Source organism: Taishania pollutisoli, from assembly GCF_014518315.1.
GTDB lineage: Bacteria > Bacteroidota > Bacteroidia > Flavobacteriales_D > Crocinitomicaceae > Taishania > Taishania pollutisoli.
Window position 1 is genome coordinate 41,284 of the sequence record NZ_JACVEL010000002.1, and the last position, 16,632, is coordinate 57,915.

Consider the following 16,632-nt stretch of genomic DNA (forward strand, 5'->3'; position numbering starts at 1 on the left):
TTTATCAACTTTTCATAGATCGTTCTATAAATTCCTTAACTTCGGCCCGTAGAATTGAAAACAGTTGTAGTAATAGCATGATTGGTCGTTTTTTTGAATCGCTTACCCGCTTTTTCCTGCGCAGTAAACTCCTTTTTTGGATCGTGTTTACTGCTATTGTTACCGTATTGGTGATCGGGGTTTCGCGTTTAAAGGTTGAGAAGGACATTTACTCTATCTTCCCGAAAGGAAAAGAATTCCAGGAATTCAGCAAGGTAATCCAGGAAAACAACCTCAATAAACAACTTGTATTTTCATTCAAAGCTTCCGACAATGAAGAGGACAATTTTGACCGGTTGGATGCGCTTTCTGCCCAGTTAGAAAAACAGTTCGAAAAAGAAATCGGTAATATCCAGGTGTACCGGATGGTCGATCAGGCTATGATGGTGGAATACCTTCAGAGTGCATCCATTGCTTACCTCACTGATACAGATTACAAGGAGATTGCCGGGAAACTGAATCCCGAAGCTATAAAAAAGCAATTGGAGACCGTGAAAGAACGCCTGACCGGAGCCAATTCCGTATTTATTGGAAGCTATTTTGCAAAAGACCCGCTCAACGCGTTGGGCAATAAAATGGCACAGTTTAATGTCCAGTCTGATTCAAGCGCCTATACCGTTGAAAACGGAGTGGTATACAGCTACGATAAATCCCGGGTATTTTTCTTTGCCGACCTGTTGATTGATTCCAAAGACAACGAACAACTAAAGAAATTTGACGAAAACCTGAAGGAATTCGCCAATCGGCAAACAGCTTCCATTGATTTTGACGTGTTTGGCGTCTACCAGATTTCCCTGGCAAATGCCGAACAAATTCAGAAAGATACATTCATTACTTCCATCATCAGTGTTTCACTGATTTTATTGTTATTGGTTGTCTATTACCGGAGTATTGTCGTACCCTTTTTTTTCCTGCTCCCTGCTGGCTTTGGTGTGCTCTCAGGTTTGGGGATGACAGGATTTATCAATCCCGAAATAAATGCAATTTCTATTGCAACAGCGAGTGTCTTACTGGGAATTGTGCTGGACTACGCGTTTCACTTCTACACCCATTACAAACATTCGGGTAACCTGCTGGAAACAGTACGGGAGATCGGAACCCCGATGATTGTCGGTAGTTTTACGACCGTTGCCGCATTTGCCGCATTGTTGTTTACAGAGTCGATCGTGCTGCGGAATTTTGGTTTGATCGCACTGTTTACGTTGTTGGGAGCAGCGCTGTTTACCATGACAGCATTGCCGGTCATATTGCACGTAACCGGATTGAAAATCCCGAACAGGGAGACGAGAAAACAACCGAAAAAGACTTCCCGTCTTGCATTTCGACTCCTCATTCTGGCGGTTGCCGGGTTTACTGCGTTCTGTTTACTGAAAGCACAGGGACTCAATTTTGACGGAGACCTCAATAACCTTTCTTTTCACCCGAAAGAATTAAAAGACAAAGAACAAACATTCACAGGAATTCACCCGCAATCAGAGAAGCGGCTGTATATTTTTTCCAATGGGGAAACGTTGGAAGAAGCAAAGACTGTTTCGGAGCAATTGTACGAAGTACTTCAGAAAAATAAAACAAACTACACCGTTTCAGAGATTATTTCTCCGTCTCCTTACCTGGTTTCCTTAACGCGGTGGGAGGAGAAAAGCGGGCAGTGGCTCAACTTTTGGAAACAACATCCGGATGTAAAACATGAAGTAGCCGATCTTGGTTCGGAACTGGGGTTTTCAGAAACAGCTTTCACACCGTTTTTTAAATCCATTGAGCAACCGGAGGAAATCACATCAATCGGGGAAGAACTCATTCAGCAGATGGGGATGACACGACTCATTCATTCGGATGGCACGACTCATTCACTACTCACAAGTATCATTGTGTCAAAAGCTACCGTTGATGAGCTGAAACAGGAAATCAGGAAGGTGGACGGAGTATACATCATGGATATTTCTGAAATCGCTTCTGGAATGTTGACATCCGTTAAAAGCGATTTCGATTTCCTGCTCTATTTCTCTTCTTCCGTGGTGTTCCTGTCGCTTTTGTTGGTGTATGGACGCATTGAGTTGGCATTGTTTGCCTTCTTCCCGATGATGTTGTCCTGGATCTGGATCATTGGTGTGACGTCTGTATTGGATATTAAATTCAACTTTGTCAACATCATCCTGACCACCTTTATTTTTGGACTGGGAGACGACTTCAGTATTTTCATTACCGACGGACTGATTCAGAAGTACAAAATCAACAAGGACAGTATTACCTCGTATAAATCGGCAATTATTCTTTCCGGTCTTACAACAATTATCGGTACCGGAGCGTTGATTTTTGCGCAACATCCTTCCATTCATTCCATTGCAGTTGTCAGTGTGATTGGTATTTCCACCATTCTGCTGATCACGCTCTATGTGCAACCGGGTGTATTTCATTGGTTTGTAACACGTCGAACAGCGGAAAAACGTGGCCCGATTACCTTTTTTATTTTTGTGTACAGTTTGATGCTGTTCGCTTATTTCTTTCTCGGAAGTATGTTTCTGACGATCCTGCTGATCTTTTTCGTGCTGCCATTTCCGGTCAAAAAGGTGAAAAAACAGCAGTTCATGAATTACATGATTTCCAAACTGGCGAAATCAACCCTGTACGCCGGCTTTCAAATTAAAAAAATAGTCCTGAACCCGGAAAAACTGGATTATTCCAACCCATCGATCATTGTTGCCAACCACACATCATTCCTGGATATTCTGGCTGTATTGATGCTGCATCCCAAAACAATTATTATGGTCAAAAGCTGGGTGTATAATTCGCCTGTTTTTGGTCCGTTTATCCGGTATGCAGGATACATTTTTGTAGAAAAAGGAACCGAAACCAATGTCGATGTCATCCGGCAGCAATTCGACAAAGGTTATTCACTGGTTATTTTCCCGGAAGGAACGCGCAGCAAAGATGGAGAGATTCATCGCTTTCACAAAGGTGCGTTTGTCCTTTCAAAACAATTGAATGTTCCCGTTCAACCGGTCTTACTGGTTGGTTTACACGAGGTGAACCCGAAGAATGATGTCATGATCAACGCCGGTGAATTGTATGTACAGCCATTGGACAAAGTATATCCTGTAGAAGGAGAGACCGACAAGGAATATACAAAACGGGTGCAGCAAATGATGCGAACCTCTTTTGCCGAAACAAAACGGGCACATGCACGGTCGGGTTACTGGTTTTCTTCTATCATGCGAAATTATGTGTTGAAAGGACCGGTATTGGAATGGTACGTGCGGGTTAAATTCCGTCTTGAACGCAAGAATTTTGAATATTACGATGAACTGATCGGAGACCGGAAAACAATTTATGACATCGGGTGCGGCTACGGGTATCTAAGCTATTATCTTCATTACAGGGAACCGTCACGCAATATCACCGGGTTGGATTATGATGAAGAAAAAGCATTGACGGCGGAACATGCACTGAAGAAAAACGACCACCTTCGGTTTGAATATGCGGATGTGAAAACGTATGCTTTCCAACCGTGTGATGTTATTTTCCTGAACGACGTGTTGCATTACCTGCCCAAAGAAGGGCAAATCAATGTGCTTCATAAATTACTGGAGGTACTCAACCCGGGAGGGATCTTATTCATCCGGGACGGTGTGACAGATGTGGATGGTGCTGGGAGCCAAGCGTCATCCCGACAAGTAAAAAATACGAAACGAACGGAACAGTTGTCAACAAAATTGTTTAAATTCAACAAAGCGGAGAACGACCTGGAGTTTTTAAAGATTTCCGAAATAAAAGCATTTGCAGCACACAACAACCTGTCATTCGAACTGGTAAAGCACTCAACAACGACTTCGAATGTGCTGTTTGTTTTAAAGAAACATGATCGTTGATTTTCCTCCTACACCAATGAGCGAACAAAACCTGAAATACGATGTGATTGTAATCGGAAGCGGAATCGGAGGATTGACTGCTGCGCTGGTGCTGGCTAAAAACGGCTTCAAAGTGGCCGTGTTGGAGAAAAACCATCAAATCGGAGGAGCGTTGCAGGTGTTTAGCCGGGATAAACGGATTTTTGACACAGGGGTACACTACATCGGCGGATTGGACGAAGGAGAGAATTTATATAAGATTTACAAGTACCTCGAAATTTACGACGACCTGAAACTGGTGCGGATGGATGAAGCATTTGACATCATCCGGCTGCCGAATGGAAAAGTATTCAGACAGGGGCAGGGATACGAGGCATTCACACGGATGCTGCTGGAAGATTTCCCGGAAGAAGCCGCTGCAATTCATACATTTGTCGCTAAAATTCAGGAAGTATGCACGTATTTCCCATTGTACAACATGCGCCTGGAAGGAGAAAAAACGTATTATTCACATCCTGAAATACTGGCAATCGGCGCGTGGGATTACCTGGTCGGATTGACCGGAAACAACGAGCTTATTGCTGCACTTTTGGGAAATGGAATTTTATATGCCGGCGACAGGAAACGAACACCATTGTATGTTGTGGCGCTGATTCTGAATAGTTACATCAAAGGAAGCTACCGGTTGGCAGACGGCGGTGCGCAACTGACAAAAGCGTTGGTGAAGCAACTCCGGAAACACGGGGGAGAACTGTTCAAACGTAAAGAAGTTGTTGCAGGAATCAAAAGGGAAGACGGAAACCTGAAAGCAGTTGTTTGTACTGACGGGACAGCGTATGAAGCAACTCATTTTATTTCAAACCTGCATCCGTCCAGAACAATGGAAGTTATTGGCCATGAACATTTCATGCCGGCGACAATCCGGCGTGTTTCCTCCCTGAAAAATACAGTTGCTTCGTTTGTCGTCAACATTGCATTAAAAGAAAATACCTTTCTGTATAACAATCATAATTACTACGATTTTTTTACGGAAAACGTCTGGGATACGGCCGATTATGATGCCGAAAACTGGCCGCAGGTGATTTTCAGTTGTACGTCAGCATCCTCGAAGCAAACGGAGTATGCGGAAAGTTTATCGGCGATGGTTTACCTGAAAATCGATGAGTTTGAGAAATGGAACACAACCTTTAATACCATTGCGCGGCCGGCAGAACGAGGAATGGAATACGAGCAGGCAAAAACGTTGTTTGAAGAAAAAGTGATCAATCGCTTGTGTGAACGTTACCCCGGACTCCGAGAGGCAATACGTCATGTATACAGCAGTACGCCATTGACATTTCGCGACTATTTGGGGACGCCGGAAGGTGAAATGTACGGCATAGAGAAAGACTTTAACAACCCGATGCTGACCATTATCAATCCCCGGACAAAAATCCCGAATTTGTATTTAACCGGGCAAAACATTGTTTTTCACGGAATTTTAGGTGCAACCATCGGCGCATTGGTAACAAGTTTTAACTTTGTCAACGGAACGGAGATAGTTAGTCAAATTAATTCATACAAATCATGAAAAATCATTACGACGTTATAGTGATTGGAGCAGGGCCTTCAGGAGCTGTCGCTGCTGCAAAATTGCTGAAAGAAGGAAAGTCAGTACTTGTGTTGGAGAAAATGATTTTTCCGAGGTTTGTTATCGGAGAAAGTTTGCTGCCCCACATTATGGATTACCTGGATGATCTGGATTTACTGCCCGTGCTGGAAGCACAGCAATTTCAGATCAAAAACGGAGTGTGTTTTCACCACAAAAAAGACGATTGTCCGTTCTTTTTCGCAGACCAGTTTAAACCAGATGCATGGACATATACCTGGCAGGTAAAACGCGCGGATTTTGATCATGCGCTGATCAAAGAAGTGGAGCGAAGAGGTGCGGATGTGGTCTTCGAAGCAACAGTAACAGCAGTTGAAACAAGTAAGCGTTTGCAGACGGTTCATTTCGTGCATCCTGAATCGGGTGAGCAGACAGTGACGGGCGCATTTTTAATTGATGCCAGCGGTTACGGACGAGTACTGCCGCGCTTGAAAGACCTAGAAATTCCCGTAAGCACACCGCCGCGCGGAGCAATTTTTACACACATCAGAGATGTGAATCGTACGGAGAACGCGGGAAGAAATATTTTTGTGCACATTTTCAGAAACAATACGGCATGGATCTGGTCGATTCCGTTTTCAGACGGAACAACTTCTGTCGGAATCGTTTCGGATGTTGACTTTATCGAAGCATGTAAAGCGGAGAATAATAAAGAATTTTTACGGCTTCTGGCAGAATTTCCGGGATTGGAAGGACGTTTTGCCGATCCGGACATCCAGTTTGAACCACGTACAGTGATGAACTATGCTGTTTCTGTGAAACAATTGTACGGAGAAGGATATGTGCTGAGTGGAAATGCAACCGAATTCCTGGATCCGACATTTAGTTCCGGGGTGATGTTCGCTATTTCATCCGGGTACAAAGCAGCAGCATTGGCTGCCAGACAATTAAACGGAGAAGCAATTGACTGGGAACAGGATTACAGCGAGCACATGAAGCAGGGAATCAATGTTTTTCGCAGTTATGTAAATGCATGGTATGACGGACGCCTGCCGACAATTTTCTTCAGTAAAAACAGGAATGAAGATTTCATGAAACAAATTTGTTCCGTTCTGGCAGGATATGTGTGGGATCAAACAAACCCGTTTGTGAAAAAGCATGCCACGATTTTAACAACACTTGCACACGTCATTAAAATGAATGAAGGGGAGAACGAAGAATCAACCGATCAGTAAAGGAATTTCGTTGTTTTGAAAATCAGACCCTACATACCGGAAGATAAAGACAAGCTTCTTCAGATCATTCGTACGAATACACCAACCTACTTCGCGCCGGAAGAAGAAGCTGATTTTGCAGATTACCTGGAGCGTGAACGAGAAGAGTATTTCGTCATCGAATCAGGTGGTGAACTTGTTGGTTGAGGAGGAGTAAACTATACGGATGACAAGTCTGTCGGGATCATCAGCTGGGGAATGATTCACCCGGATTTTCACGGAAAAAAAATAGGAACAGCACTACTGCGTCACCGGCTTGATGTGTTGAAAAACACGCCGACGGTCAAACGAATTACGGTACGTACATCCCAATTAACTTATCAATTCTATGAAAAAAACGGTTTTCGGTTGATCGAAGCAACAAAAGATTTCTGGGCACCGGGACTCGATATGTATTATATGGAATATGGTGAATTATGAATTACCAAGTGTAAGGATGTTGATTTTTTTTGTTGTGCAACCTTAATCCTTGACTCCACTGATAATTCTGAATTCCGAAAATCGAAAATCCAGCACTCCCGCCAACCGCTAATCATTCTTCTCTCTTGATTTTCCACTTTTCTATTCTCAATTCTTCATTCTTTACTAACTATTGGAACGAACTTTGATGGATTCTCCTGAAAATAATTGGTTTATTCATGAAACTACTGATTCTCTTTCTTCTGCTGACGACTTTCGGACTCGCCCAATCTGATTTTTATACCCGTTTGGCAGATTCTACTTGGACATTGACGCGGCAGACTGTAACATACGATCCGGCATATTTTTCGATTGCCTATCCGAATGGAGATGTTCCGAAGGATAAAGGTGTGTGCACAGATGTTGTGATTCGTGCCTATCGTAAAATGGGAATTGACCTTCAGAAAGAAGTTCATGAAGACATGAAAAAGAATTTCAGTTTGTATCCTAAAAAATGGAAATTGACAAAAACAGACACAAATATCGATCACAGGAGAGTTCCTAACCTCATGACTTATTTCTCCCGCTTCGGATCGGTTTTACCGATGACACAACAAGCAAAAGATTACAAACCCGGAGACATTGTCTGTTGGGATTTAGGAAAAGGGCTGACGCACATCGGGATTGTTTCCAACAAAAAAACAAGCGATGGAAAACGCTACATGATTGTTCACAACATCGGAGCAGGCCAAGTGCTGGAAGATTGTTTGTTTAGTTTTAAAATTATCGGACATTATCGGTATGGGAAGAATCTTGAATAATTGACATTATGATTGGTTGACGTTATGACCTTTTGATGTTATGACTGATTGATTTCACACTACCCCATTCAAAATTCAGTATTTGTTACGAAGGTTTGATAATTGAACATTGATAATTAAACATTCTGCACCTCTCACTTTCCACTAATCACCCTTAACTTCCCTCCAATACGCTTTCACCATCATTTCCAGGCTTGTAATGTTCTGAATTTCCCGATCGGCAATAATATGAGCTTGTCCGTAAAATTGTTCCCTGTTTTTCAGTGTATCTTCGATAAAAGAGATCAATTCTTCTTTTGATTTTCCATCTGTCAGTGGTCGTTTTTTCTTTGAATTGAACACCCTTTCTGCCAGTTCCTTTGCCGGGCGTTTGAGGTAGATCGTTGTGCCGATTTCATTCAAGTCCTTCATTAACTCATTGAAACAAGGCATTCCTCCTCCGGTAGAAACAAGCAAATTCTCCTCTTCTCTTAATTCAGCAACCAGCTTTTTTTCCAATGCACGAAAATGTGTTTCTCCGCAACGGGAAAAAATTTCGGGGATTGTCATGCCCTCATTTTGCTCTATTCGCTTGTCCGTATCGACGAACGTTAACCCAAGCCGGGAAGCCAGTTTTTTCCCCAGGGTTGTTTTCCCTGATCCCATATAACCAACAAGGATGATATTCATGTCATAAAGAAACGAAAAATAAAAAACAGAAGGAGCGATAACCTGTTGAAGTTTTTTAATTGTAGAAAGAAAAAAATATGCGTACATAATATTTTTCTCCAAAAAATGTTTAACTTTACTCGCATGGCATTCGCCTTATTAGTTGGGAATATACAATTTTAAAATATGAAAGAAGAAGCATATATCGTAACGGGTTTTCGTTCAGCAGTAGGGAAAGCAGGTAGAGGAGGATTCCGTTTTTATCGTCCGGATGACCTGGCTGCAGATGTAATTAAACATTTAGTGGATTCTGTCCCGCAATTAGACAAAACACGCATAGACGACGTAATCGTAGGAAATGCAACTCCGGAGGCGGAGCAGGGATTAAATGTGGGGCGTTTGATTTCATTAATGGGATTGGGCACGGATAAAGTTCCGGGAATGACCGTTAACAGGTATTGTTCTTCCGGGTTGGAGACCATTGCGATTGCAAAAGCAAAAATTGAAAACGGAATGGCCGACTGCATCATTGCCGGAGGAGTAGAATCGATGTCCGTCATGGCAATGGGAGGGTGGCGCATTGTGCCGAATCCGAAAATAGGAAAAGAACATCCGACCTGGTATTGGGGAATGGGGTTGACTGCAGAAGCGGTCGCCAAAGATTTTAATGTCAGCAGAGAAGACCAGGATTTGTTTGCATTGAAATCACATGAAAAAGCAATTGCGGCCATCAAAGCAGGAAGATTCAAAGATGAGATTGTTCCGGTAGACATTGAACACATTTTCCTGGATGAACATGAAAAACGACAAGTAAAACACTATGTTGTTGATACAGATGAGGGGCCGCGTGCAAGTACGATTGAAGCGTTAACTAAATTAAAACCTGTATTTGCGAATGGAGGAAGCGTAACGGCGGGTAACTCATCGCAAACTTCTGACGGAGCGGCTTTCGTATTGGTGATGTCAGGGAAAATGGTGAAAGAATTAAACCTGGAACCTGTTGCCCGGTTGGTTTCATATAGCGTTGTCGGTGTCGAACCGCGCATCATGGGAATCGGACCAATAGAAGCAATTCCGAAAGCTGTCAAACAAGCCGGATTGACATTGAATGATATCAATTTATTTGAGTTGAATGAAGCATTTGCTTCACAGTCATTGGCGGTCATTCGCGAAGCAGGGCTGAATCTGGATATTGTCAACGTTAACGGAGGGGCAATTGCATTAGGGCATCCACTTGGTTGTACAGGAGCAAAATTAACTGTTCAGATGATTCATGAATTGAGAAGACGCAACCAAAAATACGGAGTTGTTACCATGTGTGTCGGAACAGGACAAGGCGCAGCAGGTGTGATCGAGTTATTGCGATAACCTCAAGAGAATAAAATACAAAGAAACGAATTGAGTAATATGATTTCAGGAAAATACACCTGCAATTGTATTACTCTTTTTATTTTATGACGCATCTTCTTCACACGAGTTTTTAATTATGAATTATGAAGTGTTGGTTGTGAAATTTCTTGTTACGAAGCCTTGATAATTGAACATTGATAATTAACTTTTCCCGCTTTCCATGCTCAACTACTTACTTTCTCCACTTCCCGGACAAACAATGAAAACCTCCCACATTTGATACTTTATAATTCACCACTTCCACTCACTCCATTACTCACAATCCGGTTCCTTTTCCACCACCTTGTATCTTCTTTTCACCTCATTCCGGCTATATGCATTGAAGTGCCACCATTCAGAAGGGATATTAATAAAACCCTGATTCCGCATGACCTTCCGCAATAATTTCCTGTTTTCCACCTGGTGAGGTTGCAATTCTCCACTGGCCAGAAATTCATTTTCCATACTTGGATAAGCGATTTTTCGGATATCATCGTAACCTGCTCCCATATCTAACGGTTGCTTGTATTCATCTACAATTGTCACATCCACTGCAGCACCATAATTGTGAACACTGTGATTCTTCGGATTGGAAACAAATTTACCCCGTTGTGCAACAGGAATCGTATCGAGCGCATCCCACATCCGTTGCTGCACTTCTACCGGTCGGACACCATCGTATACCAACAAACGATATCCCGGATGGATGGATTGAAGGTATTGCTGACAGGCTGCCAGTCGTTGGGCGACATCTTTTTGTAAGTATAACTTAGTGATGGTAAAATACAACTGCCGTTGCATGAAATTATCGTCTGAAGCATATTTCAGATCAACCAGAATCGTGGAGTCAACAGACTGAACATCGACCAGGTTAAGCGACATGAAGACAGCGTCCGTACAATTCACGTTTACTCCCGGCGAGTTTTCTGTCGGAAAATCATCACTTACATCACGCGGCATAGCTGAAGATGGCTTTTGATCAGTAGCGCATGAGAAACAGACAAGCCACAGAAATAATAAACAGTTGATCGGTTTAATCATACTGCAAGGTAAGTAAATACTGTTAAATCCCAAATAGATAAACAAAGATTCATTTTGACAAAAAGTGATGGGTACAAAAACAAGGAGCGTATTGTTTTCAACAGTTTATCAAAAGAAAATACAGAAGAGTCAAGTGCCGGTTATAAACATGTGACGAAAGAAACGTATTCGGAAGGTGACAACATTAGTTATTATACCATTATAAGTGCTGATAAGCATTCGCTGGAACTTAAAATTCAACGGGAATCTGAAACGCAGTCGTCTGACGGAGGAACCTCGAATTCGACACAATATTTGGAACAAATTGTTAAATTGTCAAAGTGATAGATATGAAAAATTTAATTGTACTCTTCTGCTGTTGTCTCATTGCTGTTTCCTGTGGTAAAAATACGAAGCGGAAAATAAGTGGGGAGTGGTCGGTAAGCATATTTGAAGAAGACCGGAAATACACTTCAAATACAGATAATTCATTCAGTAGGGAGTTGTTGAAATTTGATGGAGAAGCACTTCAGAAGATGGAAGAAGATCCAAATCAATCAAGTGTATTTGACGGAATCGTTCATGAAGCATACTGGAACATCAAAAAAGACGGAACATGGGAGCGAAAAGTGTCTTATACGGTTAATGAGCCGTACGACAAGCATAAGTTTACACGCGTTGAGACCGGTTCCTGGATGTTTTATACAGGTGTGGGAGAGTATAAAAAGCATGAACGTATCGTGTTTACAACTGCTACCATTTCCGAGATGAAAGAGTTTGAAAATAATGATGTTCAAACAATCAACTACAAGATAGAATTGTCAGAAACATACGAAACAGTGACATCTAAAAACAAAACATTGGAATTGGCTCTCCTTGGTAATAATAGTTATTCGGAAATCAATTATAGCAATGCAGCACCAACCGGTGAAGAAATTGAAAATGGAACGTTGATTACATCGCGAAAATACCGGTTGACAAAATAAAGGATTTTCTGTAGCCTTACGAATTGCCGTGTTCTTCCATATCTTTTGTCAGATCTAACCTTCGGAATGTCGGGGAAGAAATAGCTGTTACTCCTACAGTCAGCAAGGTCATGCAGCCACCAAAAACTACAGCTGCTACAGGTCCCAGTAACCTGGCGGCTACACCGCTTTCAAATGCCCCCAGTTCATTGGAAGAACCCACAAACATTGAATTAACGGAAGAAACGCGACCTTTCATATCATCAGGAGCTTTTAATTGTAAGATCGTCTGACGAATCACAACGGAAACACCATCCGCAATTCCACTGAGAAACAAGGCGAGCAGAGAGATCCAGAAAATATCCGATAAACCGAATGCGATGATGCACAAACCGAACAAGAAGACTGCAATCAGTAATTTTTTACCTGCGTTTCGGGCAATCGGGATATAAGCAGTTGCGATTAATGTTAAAAATGCTCCTACTGCCGGCGCTGCACGCAGAAATCCGAACCCTTGCGAACCGACTTCTAAGATGTCCTGCGCAAAAACAGGAAGCAACGCAATTGCCCCGCCAAACAAAACAGCAATCATATCCAGTGTCAGTGCGCCCAAGATGGCCTTCGTTTGAAAGACAAACGCAAGACCTTTCCGTAAACTCTCCATAACAGGTTCTCCGATTTTTTTATTGAGAACAGGTTGTTTCGGAATACGTGTCAATGCCATCAACGCGATCAGTGCAAAACCAAAAACAATACACAATGACCAGTGTACACCGAATACATGAATGGCCAACCCGCCGACAGCAGGTCCTCCTACAGCTCCGATTTGCCAGGTAGAACTGCTCCAGGTCGCGGCGTTCGGATACACTTTTTTAGGTACGATCAGTGAGATCAACGAAAAAATACTGGGGCCGATAAATGAACGGACGATTCCTCCTGCGAATACCAGGCCGTAGATTCCCCATAATACCTGATTTTTGGAAAGCGATTGCTGAATGGATGGAATCGTCAGGAGGAACAACAAGAAGCTGATACAGCTAAATGCGATAATGCATTTCATCAACAATCCGCGTTTCTCCTTCTGATCGACAATGTGACCCGCAAATAATGCCATGGACAATGCCGGTACAATTTCCATTAAACCGATGAGACCGAGTGAAAAAGCATCCTTGGTCATCGAATACACTTCCCACTCGATGATAATAAACTGCATGGACCAGCCGAAAACCAATGCCAGTCGGACAAGTAAGAAATACCTGAATTCTTTGAATTTTAATGCTGCATATGGATCAACTGTTGCCACGGTACAAATGTAATAATCAGGTTGGAATTGAGAGTGATCAATGTTCAATTATCAAACCTTTGTAACAAATACTGAATTTTGAATGGGGTAGTGTGAAATCAGTCATAACGTCAACTATTCAAAAGGTCATAAAATCAACCAGTCATAATGTCAATGATCAACTCTCCGGAGTAAAAAATATTCACAACACTTGATTCAAAATTCAGGATTCATCCTCCAAAACTTTTCCGATCTCCAATTTTAACCTATCTTTGCGATTCTAATTTGTAATAGATTATGCCAAAATTGTCACAAAAGGCAGTTGATATGCCTGCATCACCGATCAGGAAGCTGGTTCCATATGCTGAACAAGCGTACGCAAAAGGATTAAAAGTATACCATCTTAACATTGGTCAGCCGGATATCGCTACACCCGAAACAGCGATCAATGCGATGAAAAATGCAGATATCAAAGTGCTGGAGTATAGCCACTCTGCAGGTTTTGCATCGTACCGGAATAAACTGGCGGCATACTATCAGAAGACGGGAATCAATGTCAACGCGGAAGATATCATCATTACAACAGGAGGATCGGAAGCACTCGTCTTCGGATTTATGACCACCTGTAATCCGGGAGATGAAATCATTATTCCGGAACCGTTTTATGCGAATTACAACGGGTTTGCAGTTATGGCCGGAATGGATGTTGTGCCGGTGAGAGCAACCATCGAAAACGGATTTGCATTGCCACCGGTAGAAGAAATTGAACAAAAAATTACCGCTAAGACAAAAGCGATTGTGATCTGTAACCCGGGGAACCCGACAGGTTACCTCTACAGCAAGGAAGAATTGGAACAATTGGCTGCGATCGTCAAAAAACATGACATTTTCCTGTTTGCAGATGAGGTGTACCGCGAATTCTGTTACGATGGAGCTGTGCCTCATTCGGTGATGAACCTGAAAGGAATAGAGGAAAATGTCATTATGATTGATTCTGTTTCCAAGCGTTATTCCATGTGCGGAGCGCGAATTGGCGCGGTTATTTCCAAAAACAAAGAAGTAATGGCAGGTGTCATGAAATTTGCCCAGGCACGATTATCCCCGCCGACCATTGAGCAGATAGGGGCGGAGGCAGCATTGGAAACACCGCAATCGTATTTTGATGAAGTGATTGCAGAGTATGTAGAACGAAGAAATGTGCTGGTAGATGGATTAAACAGCATTCCGGGCGTATTTTGTCCGAAACCGAGCGGAGCGTTCTACTGTGTTGCAAAATTCCCGGTCGATGATTCAGATAAATTCTGTCAGTGGTTGTTGGAAGAATTCCAATACGAAGGGCAAACTGTGATGATGGCACCGGCAACGGGATTCTATTCGACAAAAGGAGCCGGAAAAAACGAAGCGCGACTGGCGTATGTGCTCAATAAAGAAGCACTGGAAAAGGCTGTTGAATGTTTACGTGCTGCTATTGAGCAATATCCGGGAAGAGTTGAGGTGAGTGAGGACTCCAAAAATCTGAGCTCTGTCGGCTGATCGCTTTCAGAGTGACAGAAGTTATCAACAAAGAATTATTAGAAAGTTAAAAAAATACGAATTTTAATTTGGATATGTATTGAAAAATACTTTTCTTTGCACCCCATTTTAGAATTTTAGGATTAATACAATTAAGAAATGTCAAGAGTTTGTCAACTTACAGGAAAGTCGGTAATGGTAGGAAATAATGTTTCTCACTCAAACCGCAAAACAAAGAGAAGATTTTTACCAAACCTGGTAACTAAGAAATTTTATCTTCCGGAAGAAGATCGTTTTATCACGTTGAAGATTTCAACATCTGCGTTGAGAACGGTTACGAAAAAAGGAATTAGCGCGTGCGTGAAAGAAGCACGTGAAAAAGGGTATTTGAAATAATTAATCCGTCATTACCCCACGATGCTTAACGGGTAAAGCGAAAACAACACGAAAATGGCAAAGAAAGCAAAAGGAAATAGAATTCAGGTGATTCTTGAATGTACGGAGCACAAAGAGTCCGGACAACCGGGAACTTCTCGTTACATTACAACGAAAAACAGAAAAAATACACCTGACCGTATCGAAATTAAAAAATACAATCCGATTTTGAAGCGTTATACGATTCACAAGGAGATTAAATAATATTTGAATCATGGCAAAGAAAGTAGTAGCATCCCTTCAAAAAGGAGGAGGAAAAGAGCACACGAAAGTAATTAAAATGGTGAAGACTGATAAAGGATCTTACTCATTCAAAGAAGAAGTTGTGCACAATGACAAAGTTAAGGACTGGTTTGCTAAAAACTAATTCTTAATTGGCAAATTCTAAAAAATACTAGCTTCCGTTCTTCATTGAATGGAAGCTTTTCTTATTTTTGACCCATGGCATTTTTCGGATTATTCTCAAAAGAAAAAAAAGAGACCCTCAATAAAGGTCTGGAGAAAACAAAACAAAGTTTTCTAAGCAAAGTAGCACGCGCAATTGTTGGTAAATCCAGAGTTGATGAAGAAGTGCTGGATAACCTCGAAGAAATCCTGATTACGTCGGATGTCGGAGTGGAAACAACGTTGAAAATTATTGAGCGGATTGAAGCGCGTGTGGCACGGGACAAAGTTCTGGGAGCTGATGAGCTGAACCGCATTTTGAAAGAAGAAATTGCTGCACTTCTGGAGGAAAATAAATCCTCAGACGGAACGACGTTTGAATTGGAAAAACCAAACGGACATCCACATGTAATTATGGTGGTTGGTGTCAATGGTGTTGGAAAAACGACAACAATCGGGAAATTGGCTCACCAGTTCAAAAGTGCAGGGAAAAAGGTCGTTCTTGGAGCTGCCGATACATTCCGCGCAGCAGCCGTTGATCAGTTGATTATCTGGTCGGAGCGGGTTGGTGTACCAATTGTTCAACAAGGGATGGGAGCAGACCCGGCATCTGTTGCGTTCGATACATTGCAATCCGCAAAAGCACAGGATGCAGATGTGGTAATCATTGATACGGCAGGCCGCTTGCACAATAAAGTAAACCTGATGAATGAGTTGTCTAAGATCAAACGGGTAATGGATAAAGTGATCCCGGGAGCTCCGCATGAAGTGTTATTGGTATTAGATGGTTCCACAGGACAAAACGCATACGAGCAGGCCAAACAATTTTCCATCGCGACGGATATTTCCGCGTTAGCAATTACCAAACTGGACGGAACAGCGAAAGGTGGTGTTGTGATCGGTATCTCCGATCAAATGAAAATTCCGGTTAAATACATTGGCGTTGGTGAAGGAATGGAAGATCTGCAGGTATTCAATAAAATGGAATTTGTCGATTCCTTGTTTTCAGAATAGCATTTCCTTAAAAACAA

The 16,632-nt window shown here is 42.2% G+C and carries 16 protein-coding genes and 1 pseudogene; 14 read left to right on the top strand and 3 right to left on the bottom strand.

Annotation, left to right across the window (positions count from 1 at the left end; all coding sequences use genetic code 11):
* Positions 1 to 77: 77 nt before the first annotated feature.
* From H9Y05_RS03275 to H9Y05_RS03300, 6 genes and pseudogenes are all read left to right on the top strand, one after another.
* Positions 78 to 3,905: a trifunctional MMPL family transporter/lysophospholipid acyltransferase/class I SAM-dependent methyltransferase gene (locus H9Y05_RS03275; RefSeq protein WP_216713499.1), complete on the top strand. Its 3,828-nt coding sequence runs from the start codon at positions 78 to 80 to the stop codon at positions 3,903 to 3,905.
* A complete protein-coding gene (locus H9Y05_RS03280; RefSeq protein ID WP_216713500.1) occupies positions 3,895 to 5,454 on the top strand; it encodes a phytoene desaturase family protein in 1,560 nt (519 codons plus the stop codon). Before H9Y05_RS03275 ends, H9Y05_RS03280 begins: the two co-directional genes overlap by 11 nt.
* On the top strand, positions 5,451 to 6,707 hold the full coding sequence (locus H9Y05_RS03285; RefSeq protein ID WP_216713501.1) for an NAD(P)/FAD-dependent oxidoreductase: 1,257 nt from the start codon (positions 5,451 to 5,453) through the stop codon (positions 6,705 to 6,707). Before H9Y05_RS03280 ends, H9Y05_RS03285 begins: the two co-directional genes overlap by 4 nt.
* Before the next feature lie 15 nt (positions 6,708 to 6,722).
* Entirely contained in the window at positions 6,723 to 6,893 is a 171-nt protein-coding gene (locus H9Y05_RS03290) for a GNAT family N-acetyltransferase (protein WP_216713502.1), read from the top strand.
* Positions 6,894 to 6,926: 33 nt separating this feature from the next.
* Positions 6,927 to 7,166 (top strand): annotated as a pseudogene (locus H9Y05_RS03295) (GNAT family N-acetyltransferase); the annotation flags it as partial.
* A 218-nt stretch (positions 7,167 to 7,384) separates the two neighbouring features.
* Positions 7,385 to 7,966: a DUF1287 domain-containing protein gene (locus H9Y05_RS03300; RefSeq protein WP_216713504.1), complete on the top strand. Its 582-nt coding sequence runs from the start codon at positions 7,385 to 7,387 to the stop codon at positions 7,964 to 7,966.
* Positions 7,967 to 8,110: 144 nt separating this feature from the next.
* Here the strand turns inward: H9Y05_RS03300 and H9Y05_RS03305 are convergent, their stop codons facing one another.
* Positions 8,111 to 8,722 (bottom strand): shikimate kinase, encoded by a 612-nt coding sequence (locus H9Y05_RS03305; protein WP_216713505.1) that lies wholly within the window; start codon positions 8,720 to 8,722, stop codon positions 8,111 to 8,113.
* A gap of 78 nt (positions 8,723 to 8,800) precedes the next feature.
* Between H9Y05_RS03305 and H9Y05_RS03310 the strand changes: the two genes are divergently transcribed.
* Positions 8,801 to 9,982, top strand: a complete 1,182-nt coding sequence (locus tag H9Y05_RS03310) for an acetyl-CoA C-acyltransferase (RefSeq protein ID WP_216713506.1) — start codon at positions 8,801 to 8,803, stop codon at positions 9,980 to 9,982.
* Between the two features lie 294 nt (positions 9,983 to 10,276).
* Here the strand turns inward: H9Y05_RS03310 and H9Y05_RS03315 are convergent, their stop codons facing one another.
* Entirely contained in the window at positions 10,277 to 10,963 is a 687-nt protein-coding gene (locus tag H9Y05_RS03315; RefSeq protein ID WP_216713507.1) for a M15 family metallopeptidase, read from the bottom strand.
* 135 nt (positions 10,964 to 11,098) lie between these two features.
* On the opposite strand from H9Y05_RS03315, the gene H9Y05_RS03320 reads away from it, so the two are divergent.
* Both H9Y05_RS03320 and H9Y05_RS03325 read left to right on the top strand, forming a co-directional pair.
* The gene (locus H9Y05_RS03320; protein WP_216713508.1) at positions 11,099 to 11,368 is read left to right on the top strand and encodes a hypothetical protein; all 270 of its coding nucleotides are present in this window, start codon (positions 11,099 to 11,101) and stop codon (positions 11,366 to 11,368) included.
* 5 nt (positions 11,369 to 11,373) lie between these two features.
* A complete protein-coding gene (locus H9Y05_RS03325; protein ID WP_216713509.1) occupies positions 11,374 to 12,009 on the top strand; it encodes a hypothetical protein in 636 nt (211 codons plus the stop codon).
* A 16-nt stretch (positions 12,010 to 12,025) separates the two neighbouring features.
* Here the strand turns inward: H9Y05_RS03325 and H9Y05_RS03330 are convergent, their stop codons facing one another.
* Positions 12,026 to 13,291 carry an MFS transporter gene (locus tag H9Y05_RS03330; protein ID WP_163491848.1) on the bottom strand — a complete coding sequence of 422 codons (1,266 nt, stop codon included), beginning with the start codon at positions 13,289 to 13,291 and terminating at the stop codon, positions 12,026 to 12,028.
* Between the two features lie 276 nt (positions 13,292 to 13,567).
* On the opposite strand from H9Y05_RS03330, the gene H9Y05_RS03335 reads away from it, so the two are divergent.
* The 5 genes from H9Y05_RS03335 (at position 13,568) to ftsY (ending at position 16,615) form a co-directional block, all read left to right on the top strand.
* Positions 13,568 to 14,803 carry a pyridoxal phosphate-dependent aminotransferase gene (locus H9Y05_RS03335; protein WP_163491847.1) on the top strand — a complete coding sequence of 412 codons (1,236 nt, stop codon included), beginning with the start codon at positions 13,568 to 13,570 and terminating at the stop codon, positions 14,801 to 14,803.
* A gap of 138 nt (positions 14,804 to 14,941) precedes the next feature.
* Positions 14,942 to 15,178, top strand: a complete 237-nt coding sequence (rpmB, locus tag H9Y05_RS03340; RefSeq protein WP_163491846.1) for a 50S ribosomal protein L28 — start codon at positions 14,942 to 14,944, stop codon at positions 15,176 to 15,178.
* Positions 15,179 to 15,232: 54 nt separating this feature from the next.
* The gene (gene rpmG, locus H9Y05_RS03345; RefSeq protein WP_163491845.1) at positions 15,233 to 15,421 is read left to right on the top strand and encodes a 50S ribosomal protein L33; all 189 of its coding nucleotides are present in this window, start codon (positions 15,233 to 15,235) and stop codon (positions 15,419 to 15,421) included.
* A 10-nt stretch (positions 15,422 to 15,431) separates the two neighbouring features.
* On the top strand, positions 15,432 to 15,584 hold the full coding sequence (locus H9Y05_RS03350) for a DUF4295 domain-containing protein (protein WP_163491844.1): 153 nt from the start codon (positions 15,432 to 15,434) through the stop codon (positions 15,582 to 15,584).
* Between the two features lie 74 nt (positions 15,585 to 15,658).
* Complete coding sequence (gene ftsY / locus H9Y05_RS03355) at positions 15,659 to 16,615, top strand: signal recognition particle-docking protein FtsY (RefSeq protein WP_216713510.1); 957 nt, start codon at positions 15,659 to 15,661, stop codon at positions 16,613 to 16,615.
* Positions 16,616 to 16,632: the final 17 nt, after the last annotated feature.